Annotated in this window: 17 protein-coding genes and 1 pseudogene; 9 read left to right on the top strand and 9 right to left on the bottom strand. The window is 61.0% G+C overall.

Translation table 11 applies throughout. The annotated features are described in order from the left end of the window. Together sdhD and sdhC are read right to left on the bottom strand one after the other, a co-directional pair. On the bottom strand, positions 1–335 hold a 335-nt coding region (gene sdhD, locus ACPYOI_RS31670), incomplete at its 3' end, for a succinate dehydrogenase, hydrophobic membrane anchor protein (protein WP_481423853.1). An 11-nt stretch (positions 336–346) separates the two neighbouring features. Beyond that, on the bottom strand, positions 347–742 hold the full coding sequence (gene sdhC / locus ACPYOI_RS31665) for a succinate dehydrogenase, cytochrome b556 subunit (protein ID WP_481416937.1): 396 nt from the start codon (positions 740–742) through the stop codon (positions 347–349). Between the two features lie 314 nt (positions 743–1,056). Between sdhC and ACPYOI_RS31660 the strand changes: the two genes are divergently transcribed. Further along, entirely contained in the window at positions 1,057–1,560 is a 504-nt protein-coding gene (locus ACPYOI_RS31660; protein WP_481416936.1) for a hypothetical protein, read from the top strand. Here ACPYOI_RS31660 and ACPYOI_RS31655 read toward each other — a convergent pair. The 5 genes from ACPYOI_RS31655 to tsaD are packed head-to-tail and all read right to left on the bottom strand — an operon-like array spanning position 1,550 to position 5,018. Continuing rightward, positions 1,550–2,197 carry a class I SAM-dependent methyltransferase gene (locus ACPYOI_RS31655; RefSeq protein ID WP_481416954.1) on the bottom strand — a complete coding sequence of 216 codons (648 nt, stop codon included), beginning with the start codon at positions 2,195–2,197 and terminating at the stop codon, positions 1,550–1,552. The genes ACPYOI_RS31660 and ACPYOI_RS31655 overlap by 11 nt on opposite strands. 7 nt (positions 2,198–2,204) lie before the next feature. Then, positions 2,205–2,636 (bottom strand): EVE domain-containing protein, encoded by a 432-nt coding sequence (locus ACPYOI_RS31650; RefSeq protein ID WP_481416935.1) that lies wholly within the window; start codon positions 2,634–2,636, stop codon positions 2,205–2,207. Position 2,637: 1 nt separating this feature from the next. Next, on the bottom strand, positions 2,638–2,931 hold the full coding sequence (locus ACPYOI_RS31645; protein WP_481416934.1) for a YciI-like protein: 294 nt from the start codon (positions 2,929–2,931) through the stop codon (positions 2,638–2,640). A 9-nt stretch (positions 2,932–2,940) separates the two neighbouring features. After that, complete coding sequence (locus tag ACPYOI_RS31640) at positions 2,941–3,924, bottom strand: NAD(P)H-dependent glycerol-3-phosphate dehydrogenase (RefSeq protein ID WP_481416933.1); 984 nt, start codon at positions 3,922–3,924, stop codon at positions 2,941–2,943. Continuing rightward, entirely contained in the window at positions 3,921–5,018 is a 1,098-nt protein-coding gene (tsaD, locus tag ACPYOI_RS31635) for a tRNA (adenosine(37)-N6)-threonylcarbamoyltransferase complex transferase subunit TsaD (protein ID WP_481416932.1), read from the bottom strand. The genes ACPYOI_RS31640 and tsaD overlap by 4 nt, the downstream gene beginning before the upstream one ends. Before the next feature lie 72 nt (positions 5,019–5,090). Between tsaD and hemC the strand changes: the two genes are divergently transcribed. From hemC to ACPYOI_RS31595, 8 genes are all read left to right on the top strand, one after another. Further along, entirely contained in the window at positions 5,091–6,020 is a 930-nt protein-coding gene (gene hemC / locus ACPYOI_RS31630) for a hydroxymethylbilane synthase (RefSeq protein WP_481416931.1), read from the top strand. Between the two features lie 6 nt (positions 6,021–6,026). Beyond that, positions 6,027–6,731 (top strand): uroporphyrinogen-III synthase, encoded by a 705-nt coding sequence (locus ACPYOI_RS31625; protein ID WP_481416930.1) that lies wholly within the window; start codon positions 6,027–6,029, stop codon positions 6,729–6,731. 89 nt (positions 6,732–6,820) lie between these two features. Further along, positions 6,821–8,068, top strand: coding sequence for a COG4223 family protein (locus tag ACPYOI_RS31620; protein WP_481416929.1), 1,248 nt, complete (start codon positions 6,821–6,823; stop codon positions 8,066–8,068). 3 nt (positions 8,069–8,071) lie between these two features. Continuing rightward, positions 8,072–9,655: a heme biosynthesis HemY N-terminal domain-containing protein gene (locus ACPYOI_RS31615; protein ID WP_481416928.1), complete on the top strand. Its 1,584-nt coding sequence runs from the start codon at positions 8,072–8,074 to the stop codon at positions 9,653–9,655. A gap of 17 nt (positions 9,656–9,672) precedes the next feature. After that, on the top strand, positions 9,673–10,158 hold the full coding sequence (locus ACPYOI_RS31610) for a tellurite resistance TerB family protein (RefSeq protein WP_481416927.1): 486 nt from the start codon (positions 9,673–9,675) through the stop codon (positions 10,156–10,158). Continuing rightward, positions 10,145–10,906: a glutamine amidotransferase gene (locus ACPYOI_RS31605; protein ID WP_481416926.1), complete on the top strand. Its 762-nt coding sequence runs from the start codon at positions 10,145–10,147 to the stop codon at positions 10,904–10,906. Before ACPYOI_RS31610 ends, ACPYOI_RS31605 begins: the two co-directional genes overlap by 14 nt. Positions 10,907–11,099: 193 nt before the next feature. Continuing rightward, complete coding sequence (locus ACPYOI_RS31600; RefSeq protein ID WP_168831917.1) at positions 11,100–11,390, top strand: YggT family protein; 291 nt, start codon at positions 11,100–11,102, stop codon at positions 11,388–11,390. After that, the gene (locus ACPYOI_RS31595) at positions 11,387–11,701 is read left to right on the top strand and encodes a DUF167 domain-containing protein (RefSeq protein WP_481416925.1); all 315 of its coding nucleotides are present in this window, start codon (positions 11,387–11,389) and stop codon (positions 11,699–11,701) included. Before ACPYOI_RS31600 ends, ACPYOI_RS31595 begins: the two co-directional genes overlap by 4 nt. 5 nt (positions 11,702–11,706) lie before the next feature. On the opposite strand, the gene ppa is transcribed toward ACPYOI_RS31595, so the two are convergent. Further along, positions 11,707–12,240, bottom strand: a complete 534-nt coding sequence (ppa, locus tag ACPYOI_RS31590) for an inorganic diphosphatase (RefSeq protein ID WP_481416924.1) — start codon at positions 12,238–12,240, stop codon at positions 11,707–11,709. A 189-nt stretch (positions 12,241–12,429) separates the two neighbouring features. Continuing rightward, a pseudogene (locus ACPYOI_RS31585) lies at positions 12,430–12,528 on the bottom strand (GNAT family N-acetyltransferase); the annotation flags it as partial.

The following is a 12,528-nucleotide window of genomic DNA, read 5'->3' as shown; positions in this document are numbered from 1 at the left end:
GCGACCAGGAGCGCGAAAAACGTGTTCAGCATCAGCAGGACAAGCTTGCAGATCTCACCATGCACGTAGTCCTCGATGATCACCTGCATGCCGAGGCGCATGTGGATGATGCCCGAGATCACCATCAGGCCCATGATGACGGCCACGAAGGGGTTCGACAGCGCATGCACGACATCCGCGTATGGAGCGCCGGCATAGACGATCATGAAGATGACGAAGAAGACGATGAGCGGGATGTTGGCGACGGCCGTCAGCCGCTGGCGCCAGAAGTGGTCGGTGCCTTCCTTGGCGGAGCCAAGGCCGCGAACCTTACCCAGAGGGGTGCGCATATCCATGAGAGCGACCTTCAGAAGCGAATGAGGAAGCCGATCACCCAGACCAGGACGGTCAGACAGAGCGATCCGATGATGTTGGCGATGGCGAGCTTGGTGGAGAGCTCTTTTTCGAAGCCATGGCCGAGATCCCACATCAGGTGGCGGAGGCCGCCGAGCATGTGGTGCAGCAACGCCCAGGTATAGCCGAGCAGGACGATCTTGCCGATGATGCTGCCGAATATCCAATTGACCAGGTCGAAAGAGGCCTGGCCGGTCGCCGCGGCGATCAGCCACCAGGCAACCAGGATCGTGCCGAAATAGAGCGCCGCACCGGTAATTCGGTGGACGATCGACATAACCATTGTGGGAATAGGCTTATAAATTTGCAAATGCGGCGACAGGGGCCGGTTACTTGTTACATTCGCCATCAGAACCTCGCGGCGTCTTCTCTGCGCTCCTGTATGTTCGGAGCATCCAAGGCAACCACAGGAATGACAAATTTGTCTGTGTGCGTTGCATCATGGCGACGTTTAATCTTCGAAACCCCTGAGGACAAGTGCAATTCTTGTCGCGCCTTATTTTAATCGATTCGCGCCGCCGCAAGGTGGTCTGAAACAAAAACTCGCGCGCTGCCGCTTACATTTTATCCTGATTTTTCATCGCTCAAGTGGACTTAAGGACGCTTTTGACGCAAGCTGGCGTTAACGATTTGTTAATGTCGGATTTCCGGAGGCCAGCGTCCATGTTGCAGCGTATGTCGAAAGTCGTTCCGCTGGTGCTATGCGCGTTGATTGCGCTTCCTGCCAGCGCAGGCGAGCGCCACTCGCATCATCCCGGCATGTTTCACCGGGTAAACAGCGCCAAGCCCTTGTTCGGCAAGCCCTTGTTCGGCAATCAAAGGTTCTTCAATCACGAGTTCGGCGATCGCCGGCACTTCCACAAGCGCTTTGTTCGCCTCAGGCATTTCTCACCGTCATGGAATGGCTATCGCGTCCGCAGTGTCATTGCGGTAGCGCCGCAACTAGCACCGAACTTCTACAATGGCGCTTACGACGGTAACAATGGCGTGTACGGCGGCTCCTACGCGTATGAGACGGAAGGCAACACCTATTTCGGCGCCGAGGGTTATGCGCCCTACGGCGCACCGCAGGCCGCACCCCTCGCGCCTATAGCCAAGGTGATTGATGTCGCCCAGCAAGGTGATCCTTGCAGCTATGAGGCCAACGTCTGCGTGATCAGGCCCTGAATCGCCAGACAGTCGTTTTCTTGATCTCGCTATCCTCGAGCGCCCGCGTCACGGGGACTTCGTAGATCGCGCAAAGCTCCAGCCGTTCTTTCGGCAGATAGGCGCGTCCCGGATCGCCGACGAGAACCTCCTTGCCTTCACCGGAGAGCCGCTCGAACCACGGAACGAGCGCCTCTGCGAAAGCGCGGTCATAGAAAACGTCGCCCGCCAGCACAACATCGGCATCAACGTCCTGACCGATGAGATCGGCGCCATCGAAATCAACCGAGACACCGTTTGCAGCTGCATTGAGCCGCACGGCAGTTTCGGCCCAGGGATCGATGTCCGCAGCCCTCACCGCCGCCGCACCTGCCAGTTTCGCCGCGATCGCGACGAGGCCCGAGCCCGTTGCAAAGTCGAAAACGCGCTTGCCCCGCACCGTCTGCGGATGATCGAGGATATAGCGTGCAAGTCCCTGCCCGCCTGCCCAGGCGAAGGCCCAGAACGGCGGCGGCAGACCGATCTCCGCCAGTTCTTCCTCCGTCTTGAGCCAGAGTTGGTGCGCTTCGCTCGCGAGGTGCAGCCTGATCTCCGGCACATGCGGTGGCGTGATCAGGCTCGTGTTTGCGTGGATGAAGAGTTCCGGATCGGTCTTCAAGGGGCGGTCAGCGCGGCGGATTGTCGAGGCCGCCCATGCGGCAGACTTCGAGCCACTCATCATCGGTCACCGGCTGGACCGAAAGCCGCATCGAGGTCACCAGAGACATCTTCGAAAGCTTCTCGTTCGCCTTGATGTCCTTCAGCGTCACCGGATTCGGCACATCACGCACGGCGCGGATATCGACGCAATCCCATTTCGGATCGCCCTTTGCCGTGGAATCCGAATGCGACAGCGCGCAGACCTCGACAATGCCGACGATCTCCAGACCGTCGTTGGAATGGTAGAAGAAGCCTTTGTCGCCGATCTGCATGGCGCGCATGTTATTGCGGGCAAGGTAGTTGCGAACGCCCGTCCATTCGGTGCCTTTCTCGCCCGCGGCCTTCTGCTGCTCCCATGACCAGGAAGACGGTTCGGATTTATAGAGCCAATGCGCCATTTCACGCCTCCGGTTTGTTGAAGACCCAATTGAACGGCTTAATCTCGACGCTCTCGAACAGGCCGGCTTTCGCATAGGGGTCGGCATCGGCAAGCGCCTTGGCTGCTTCCGCCGTCTCGGCCTTCACGATCACCATGCTGCCGCAAGGCTTGCCGTCACCATCGAGGAACGGTCCGGCCATGCCGAGCGTGCCTTCGGCATTCAGCTTGTTCAAGTATTCCACATGCACGGGGCGCACTTCCATACGCAGATTGAGATGCTCCGGCTTATCCTTGCAAAGAAGGGCGAAAAACATGTCTGTCTCCTATTCGGTCGTAATCGGACGTGTCATCAATTGTTCGATGGCCTCTGCAATCCCAAGCTTGCCGTCGATAATGGCCGAGACGGCGTCGGTGATCGGCATTTCGACACCAACTTCACGCGCCAACCGCGAGGCGACGGCCGCGGCAAATGCGCCTTCCACCAGATCGCCATGCGAGGGGTCGGCCTTTTCGCCGTGTCCGAGCGCAATACCGAAGCGCAGGTTGCGCGACTGATGGCTCGTTGCCGTCAACACCAGGTCGCCCAGCCCGGAAAGCCCGCGCACCGTATCCGCCTGCCCGCCCTTGGCGACCACGAGGCGCGACATCTCCGCCAGTCCGCGCGCAATCAGGGCCGCACGCGCTGAATCGCCGATGCCGCAGCCTTCAACAATGCCGCAGGCAATCGCCAGAACGTTTTTCAGGGCGCCGCCGAGCTGCACTCCGATGCGGTCGACCGATGCGTAAAGCCGGAAAGTCCGGCCTGAAATCGCTTGCGCCAGCCGGTCGGCGACAACCATATCCGACGCCGCAATTGCCATCGCGGTCGGCAGCCCCTTCGCAATATCGGCCGCAAAGCCCGGCCCGGACAACACCGCAATGTGATGCTGCGGCAACTCGCGTTCGAGCATATCGGTCAGCAAGTTGCCGGTCGCCCGCTCGATGCCCTTGGCGCAGGTAACGACGATCGCATCCTTGGCAAGATAGGGGCCATATTGCCGGGCCGCATCCGCCTGCGCCTGCGACGGCATGGCGAATAGCACGATATCTGCGCCACCGATCGCGTCAGGCTCTGCCGAAAACGCAAGCGCTTCCGGCAGCACAATCCCGGGGAGAACGGCATCATGGATGCGTTCCTCCTTCAGGTCGGCGATCAGCGAAGGATCGCGGCCGACGAGCGTGACCTGACTGCGGCCGGTGAGGGTAATAACGGCTGCAAGCGCCGTTCCGAACGCACCGGCGCCAACGACAGCAATTCGCTCGCTCATGCCTTTGCTCCTCGCTTACCGTAGTTGATCAGCGCTTCCGCATTCGAATCCAGCGGCCAGCGCGAGCGTGGCTGCACATCGAGGTCATCCGGCGCAACGCCCGTGGCCATGCGCTCCAGCCCTGCCCAGGCGATCATGACAGCATTGTCGGTGCACAATCTCAGCGGCGGCGCGACGAAGCGAAAGCCGTGTTTGTCGCAAAGCGCCTGCAGCGTACCACGCACTTCCAGATTGGCCGCAACGCCTCCCGCGACGACCAAAGCCGGCTTCTCGTTCAGATGCGGGAACTCCGCTTTGAACCGCTGCAATCCACGGCTGATGCGATCTTTCAATGTCCGCGAAATCGCCTTCTGGAACGAGGCGCAGATATCGGCGACATCCTTGTCGGTTAGCGGCGCGATATCCGTCGCTGCCTGCCTTACCGCCGTCTTCAACCCCGAAAAGGAGAAATCGAGGCGTGCTTCTCCGACCAGCGGCCGCGGGAAGTCGAAGCGGTCCGGATCACCGTCCTTTGCCGCCTCTTCCACCTGCGGCCCGCCTGGATAGGGCAGCCCCAGCAGCTTCGCGGTCTTGTCGAAGGCCTCGCCAAGCGCATCGTCGATCGTCGTTCCCCAGCGCTCATATTGACCGATGCCGCGAACGAGGATGAGCTGCGTATGCCCGCCGGACACGAGCAGCATCAGATAGGGAAAGGCGAGCCCGTCCGTCAGCCGCGCCGTTAGCGCATGGCCTTCGAGATGGTTCACGGCATAGAGTGGCTTGCCGGCGGCCTTGGCGATCGCCTTGCCGGTCATCAGCCCCACCAGCAGCCCGCCGATCAGCCCCGGCCCGGAGGTTGCGGCGATCGCATCGACGTCGGAGAGCGACAGATTGGCTCGCTGCAAAGCTTCGTCGATCAGTGTGTCGAGCGCCTCGACATGGGCGCGTGCGGCGATCTCTGGTACGACGCCGCCATAGGCGCTATGCTCGTCGAGCTGGCTCAGAACGACGTCGGAGAGCACGTTCGAGCGCCCGTCGGCATCGCGCTCGACAACAGCCGCGGCGGTCTCGTCGCAGCTTGTTTCGATGCCGAGGATGCGGAGAAAGGGAGCCATGAAGCCTATCGTTGATTGCGATGGTTGATAAACCCGGTTACGAGACCTTCCGGTAACAACGGATCAAAGCGGATGCAAACAAAACCTTTCCGGATCGGCACGCGAGGCAGCCCGCTGGCGCTAGCCCAGGCCCACGAAGCGCGCGACCGGCTGATGGCAGCGCACGGCCTGCCGGAGGAAATGTTCGAAATCGTCGTGCTAACGACGACAGGCGATCGCATCACCGACCGCTCGCTCGCCGCAATCGGCGGTAAGGGTCTCTTTACGCAGGAACTGGAAGAAAAGCTCGCCAGCGGCGACCTCGACCTCGCCGTCCACTCCGCCAAGGACATGCCGACAGTGCTACCGGAAGGACTCTATCTTTCCGCGTTTCTGCCGCGCGAAGACATTCGCGATGCAGTGATCGGCCGCACGGCGCCGAAACTGATAGAGCTGCCGCATGGCGCAACCGTCGGATCGGCCTCGCTCCGCCGGCAGGCCTTGATCCGCCGCATCCGCCCGGATATCAAGGTCGTGGTCTTCCGGGGCGCCGTCGAAACCCGCCTGCGCAAGCTGGATGAAGGCCAGGTCGATGCAACGCTGCTGGCGCTCGCGGGGCTGAAGCGTCTCGGCAAGGTCAGCGTGATCACCGACATCCTCGACCCCGACACTTTCCCGCCCGCGCCCGCGCAGGGCGCAATCTGCATCGAAAGCCGCATCGGCGACCAAAGAACCGACGATCTGATTGTCCCGATCAACGACCCGACAACCTTCGATGCCGTATCCTGCGAGCGCGCTTTCCTTGCCGCACTCGATGGCTCCTGCCGCACGCCAATCGGCGGCTACGCGATCTGCGAAGGCGATCTGATCAAATTCTCCGGCCTGATCATCACGCCGGACGGCCGCAACCAGCATTCGGTTACCATCGACGGACACCGGCGCGATGCCGCAGCGCTTGGAACGCGCGCCGGTCAGGACATCCGGGCGCGCGCCGGTAGCAGCTTCTTCGACGACTGGAGCTGATGCACGATGCGCGTGCTCGTCACCCGTCCACTGCCTTCGGGGGAACGAACCGCCAACAGCTTGCGCGACATGGGGCACGAGCCGGTGCTGTTGCCGCTCTCGCGGCCGGTGCATGATAGCAGGGCCGCAATAGACGGGCTGGCGAGGAGTAACGGCCCGATTGCGATCACGAGCGCCGAGGCTGTTCGCGTGCTCTCTTTGTCGGGTGAAGATATCAAACCCCATCTCCTGCGGCCTCTGTTTGCGGTCGGGGGCGCCAGTGCGAAGGAAGCTGAAGCCATCGGCTTCAATTCGGTCGCCGCTTCATCCGGTGACGGGGCGCAACTGGCCGAACTGATCGCACGTCAAACGCAGGAGACAGTCACCTATCTTGCCGGGTGGCCGCGCGCGGAGACATTTGAACTCAGGTCACGCGCACTTGATCTGAAGCTCGACGTCATCGAATGCTATCGAATGCAGCCCGCAGCACCCGATCCGGACACTCTGCGAACGGCACTGACGCCGCCTCCGCAGGCTATACTTCTCTATTCTCGTCAGACCGCGGAGAGCTTTTTCCATCTCGCTGAAATCCAATCGGAATCTGCCTGGATTGACGATGCCCTCATCTTATGTCTCAGCAAATCAGTTGCGACGGCCATTCCGGCTGCGCTCGGTAAGAAACTTCGCATTGCAGCATCGCCTGACGAAACCAGCCTTCTCTCGCTTCTTTGAAGGGTTAGCCCACCAAATTTGAGGTGGCCTCTTTTCTTCACTGGCATCACTGACTAGTTTCGTTGCAATGCAGGAAAATGAGGATCCTCATGGTATCGGGAAAGCCGCCACGCCATTCGAAGAATACCGACGAGCCGGTGACGATCGATTTGGAGGCGCAGAAAATTGCCAAAGCACCTGATACCGAGAAGCTCGAAGAGCCCGCAACTGAGGCGGAAGCTGCTGGTCCCGGGGACATAGCAGCCAATCAGGCCGAACCTGTTGTCACGAACGAAGAGCAGCAGTTAAGGGACGCCGACGAGTCTCTCTCGACCTCCGAAGAGCCCGCACAGCCCGAGACCCGAGCTGAGTCCGAACCGGTCCCGCAGCCACAGCGTGGCGGAACGACCTCGGGCTTGATCGCCGCCGGCATATTCGGTGGCCTTGTTGCCTTGCTCGGCGCTGGCGTGATCCAATATGCAGGCTACCTCCCCTCGGCGCCGCCGCAGGAGACATCGGCGGAAACAGCCGACCTTGCTGCTGAGATCGACGGCCTGAAGCAGTCCGTCGCCAGTCTCGCTGCAGCCCCTGATACGGCTAATGCCGCGCTTGAGGATCGCATCTCTACCCTCGAAACGGCGGCGAAGACGCCCGCTACGGCCGCGCCGGCGGATACCGCAGCGGTGGACGCACTGAACCAGAAGGTCGCGGATTTGACCTCTCAGATGGAGCAGTTGCAAGCTTCGCTGTCGCAATCCTCCCAACAAGAGGCGTCGAGCGACGCCGATATCGCCAAGCGCCTGGAGGAAGCCGAGAAGAAGCTGAACGAGCCGCGTCAGGATGTCGCCGTCGCCAAGGCCATTGCGGCAGCTGCGCTCAAGGCGGCAATCGACCGCGGCGGTCCGTTCATGGCCGAGCTCGACACTTTCGCCGGCGTTTCTCCAGACGATCCTGCCGTCGCCGATCTCCGCAACTTTGCCGAAACCGGCGTACCCTCCCGCGCCGAGCTGATCCGCCAAATTCCCGATGTTGCGACCGCCATCGTCCATTCCGTCGACCAGCAGGATCCGAACCAGAGCTGGTCCGACCGGCTGATGGCGAGCGCCAAGTCGCTGGTCACGGTGCGCCCTGTCGGAAACATCGAAGGCGACAGCGTTGAGGCAGTCGCCGCCCGCATGGAAGATAAGGTGAAGAATGGCGACCTCCCGGGTGCCTCCAACGAGTGGAACAATTTGCCCGCGAACGCAAAGCAGGCTTCTGCCGCCTTCAAGCAGTCGCTGGAGGCTCGCATCCGCGTCGAGGAACTTGTCGCGGGCACGCTCTCCAATGCCATCTCCGGCACTGGCAAGGAGGGCTGACCGATGATCCGTCTCGTCGTCTTCGCCGTCCTCGTTCTCGTTCTCGGCTATGGCTTCTCCTGGCTTGCAGACCGCCCCGGCGATCTGTCGCTGGTGTGGGAAGGTCAGCTCTATCAAACAAAGCTGATCGTCGCGGCAAGCGGCCTCATAGCGCTGCTTGCGGTCGTCATGGTCGCTTGGTGGCTGATCCGCACGATTTGGACCTCGCCCCATTCCGTCACCCGCTATTTTCGCGCCCGCAAGCGGGACCGCGGCTATCAGGCGCTGTCGACTGGTCTTATTGCTGCCGGCGCCGGCAACGCCCTGCTGGCGCGCAAGATGGCAGCCAGATCCCGAGGGCTCATCCGGGCCGATCAGGAACCGCTGATCAACCTCCTCGAAGCACAGGCCGCCTTGATCGAGGGACGGCATGACGAGGCGCGCGCCAAATTCGAGGCCATGGCCAACGATCCGGAAACGCGTGAACTCGGCCTTCGCGGGCTTTATCTCGAAGCTAAACGCCTCGGCGCCAACGAGGCCGCGCGCCAATATGCCGAAAAGGCGGCCGACACCGCGCCCTATCTGCCCTGGGCAGCTCAGGCGACGCTGGAGTATCGCAGCCAGGCCGGCCACTGGGACGATGCCATTCGCCTTCTCGACCGTCAGAAAGCCGCCCGTGTCATCGAAAAGCAGGAGGCGGACCGCCTGCGAGGGGTCCTGCTCACGGCTCGCGCCGACGACAAGCTGGAAAGCGACCCTGCCGGCGCACGCGACGACGCGACATACGCACTGAAACTCGTCCCGGATTTCCGGCCGGCGGCCATTATTGCCGCCAAGGCGCTTTTTCGCGAAGACAAAGTGCGCAAGGCTGCCACGGTCCTCGAGCAGGCATGGAGGGCAGAACCGCATCCCGAGGTCGGCCAGGCCTATGTTCTCGCCCGAAGCGGCGATTCCACGGTTGATCGCCTGAAACGCGCTGAGCGGCTGGAGGCCTTGCGCCCAAACAACGTCGAATCGCTCCTCGTCGTGGCGCAGGCGGCGCTCGATGCGAGGGACTTCACCAAGGCGCGGGCCAAGGCCGAAGCCGCTGCCCGCATGCAGCCGCGGGAAGCAGCCTTCCTGCTGCTTGCCGATATCGAAGAAGCCGACACCGGCGACCAGGGTCGCGTCCGCCATTGGCTGGCCCAAGCGCTGAAGGCTCCTCGCGATCCGGCTTGGGTCGCCGACGGTTTCGTTTCGGATAAATGGCTTCCTGTCTCACCCGTCACCGGCCGTCTCGACGCCTTCGAGTGGAAGGCGCCCTTTGGCCAACTCGAAGGACCGGTCGAGGAAGGCTCCACCGTCTCCATCGATACCGCGCTGAAAACCCTGCCGCCCGTGCGCGGGACACGGTCGGAAAGCGCGGCTAACGACCATCGAATCATCGAGCTGGAGCGCGCCGCAACGATTGCCGAGGCAGCGCGCCCGGCACCGGCTTCCGCGCCGAAGCCGGCCAACGCGGCTGTGGTTCATGAGCAGCCAGAACCACAACCCTATTATGGAATGCCGGATGATCCTGGCGTTCACAATACAAGCGCGGAACCCAAGACACGGCTTCGCCTTTTCTGAATGGAACGAAAATCCGCATGTTCGAACGTTTTCAGGCATTCCTCCACAACATCACTGCCGACAATCCCAAGAAGGGTTTCGATCCTGACGATCCGCGCATCGCCGTTGCCGCTCTCTGCATGCAGGTGATGGAAGCTGACGGCAAAATCAAAGACAGCGAAAAGAAGCGGCTGCGCAAACTGCTGAAGGAGCAATATCGTCTCGACGGAAAGCAGCTGGACGGGGTGATCGCAGCCGCGCAGGAAGCGGAAAGCACCGCTGTTGACTACTATCACTTCACATCGGATCTAAAGCGCCATCTCAACACCGAGCAGCGGCTGGAACTCATCGGCATCCTTTGGGATATCGTCTATGCCGATGGCGAGCGCAGCGAGATGGAGGACCACGTCATCTGGCGGATCGCCGACCTGCTCGGCGTCTCCTCCCGCGAGCGCATCCAGAAGCGTCAGGAGGCCGCCGCCCGCGTGACCCATGCGGTGGTACAGCAAGATGACGCCGATTGACCGCCCGCTCAGCCGCGACAAACGCCCGGTCCTGATCGTTCTGCACCAGGAGCACTCCAGCCCCGGTCGCGTCGGTCAGCTCCTAGTCGAGAAGGGTTATCGCCTTGACATGCGCCGCCCTGCTCTGGGCGACAAGCTGCCGACCACGCTCGAAGGCCATGCCGGAGCGGTGGTGTTCGGCGGACCAATGAGCGCAAACGATCCGGACGATTTCGTCAAGACAGAGATCAACTGGATGGACATTCCGCTCAAAGAGAACCGGCCGCTGCTCGGTATCTGCCTTGGAGCACAGATGCTCGTACGCCATCTCGGCGGCAAGGTTCAGCCAAATACCGACGGCTCGACCGAGATCGGCTGGTATCCGCTGCGACCGACCGAAAAGGGCCGGCTGCTGATGCACTGGCCGAAGATGGTCTATCACTTCCATCGTGAAGGCTTCGATCTGCCGCACGGCGCTGACCTGCTCGCGGAAGGTGATACCTATCCCAACCAGGCCTTTCGCTACAACCGCAATGCCTGGGCGCTGCAGTTCCATGCGGAGCTCACTCGCGTAATGATGCATCGCTGGGTCGTCCATGGCGCCCATCGCTTCATCCTGCCCAATGCGCAGCAGGGGCGTGAGCATCTCGAAGGGCGCATGCTTTTCGACGCGCCACTCAAGGCATGGCTCAACGAATTTCTCGATATCGTCTTCGAAGGCAAGACGGCAAAGACCGCACCGAGCTCAATGGCTGCGCTCCCCGCTTAAGCGCACCCCCGCTCGCTCCCCTTTTGATCCCCAACGAACAAGATCCTGCCGTCACCCTTCTCTGCTGCTGAACGATGCGTTCGACGAGCCTCTGGCACGCGTAAAAACGCGATTCACCACCCGTTTTTACGCGGCACTTGCCCGTTTAGCCGCCAATGGCTACATGTCTGTCAGCAACGAACTGGAGACGACGATGATTGCCCTCTTTCAAACCATTGATTTGGCTTTGAATCTTTACACTTGGGTGCTGATTGCTAGCGCCATTTTCTCGTGGCTTTACGCCTTCAACGTCATCAACTCCAGCAATCAGTTCGTCAATTCGGTCGGCATGTTCCTCTACAATGTCACCGAACCGCTGCTCCGGCCGATCCGCCGTTTGCTGCCCAATCTGGGCGGCATAGACATCTCGCCAATCATCCTGCTGCTGATCATCTTCTTCCTGCGCTCCTTCATGTGGAACACGATTTTCCCGCTGGTGGCGTGACCTCCGCCTGGAAGATTTTCGATGACCACGTCCGCCTCACCATACGGCTCACGCCGAACGGCGGGCGCGATGCGATCGATGGTATCGAGACCGAGGGAGACGGCGCGAGTCATCTGAAGGCCCGCGTCACGGCAGTCCCCGAAAAGGGAAAAGCCAACAAGGCGCTGATCGCGCTTCTCTCCAAAGCGCTCGGCATTCCGAAATCCTCGATCGAACTGATATCAGGCGATACAGCGCGCAAAAAAATCCTCCGGATCGAAGGTGACCCGGAGGATTTGGTCGAAAGGCTCGAAATTCTTCTCAAGCCGTAATCGGCTTAATTCGCCTTCTTGGCGCGCTCGACGGCCTCGAGGATCAGCTGGCCTGCTTCCTTCGAATCGCCCCAGCCGAAGATCTTCACCCATTTGCCGGGTTCCAGGTCCTTGTAGTGCGCGAAGAAGTGCTCGATCTGCTTCAGCGTGATTTCCGGAAGGTCGGTATAGTCCTTCACCTTCTCGTAGCGCAGCGTCAGCTTCGGCGAAGGGACAGCGATGATCTTCTCGTCCTTGCCGGAATTGTCTTCCATCTTCAGAACGCCGATCGGGCGGACATTGATGACGCAGCCCGGGACCAGCGGGCGCGTGCTGGCGATCAGCACGTCGATCGGATCGCCGTCTTCCGAGAGCGTGTGCGGCACGAAGCCGTAATTGCCGGGATAGGTCATCGGCGTATAGAGGAAGCGGTCAACAACCAGCGTGCCGGCTTCCTTGTCCATCTCGTACTTGATGGGGTGACCGCCGACCGGGACCTCAACGATGACGTTAACGTCCTCAGGTGGATTCTTGCCGATTGAAACAGCGTCTATGCGCATTCGAAACTCCAACAAAGTGAACGGTTCGCAGCCAAATAGTCTGTTTCATTCCGCAGCGCAACACGAGGCGTCCGTCTTCTGTAGGATGCATTCTGCAACGTTGAGAAACGGGCAAGGCGTTTGCCCAACCACTTCAAGGCGTTACGTTGTTTTTGAATGGCGTTTTTAAAAGGCCGGCGCCTGCGCTTCTCAGTTCCAGATGAAGCCGATTTTCTTCAGCTGCCTGTGATCGAAGTTTTCGATGCCTTCACAGAAGTCGATACCGCCATGGCCGCGATAGAACTGGCT

Source organism: Rhizobium sp. SVR5-2C (assembly GCF_056755115.1).
The sequence above is the reverse complement of the archived record's forward strand: the minus strand, read 5'-3'. Positions and strand labels throughout refer to the sequence as shown.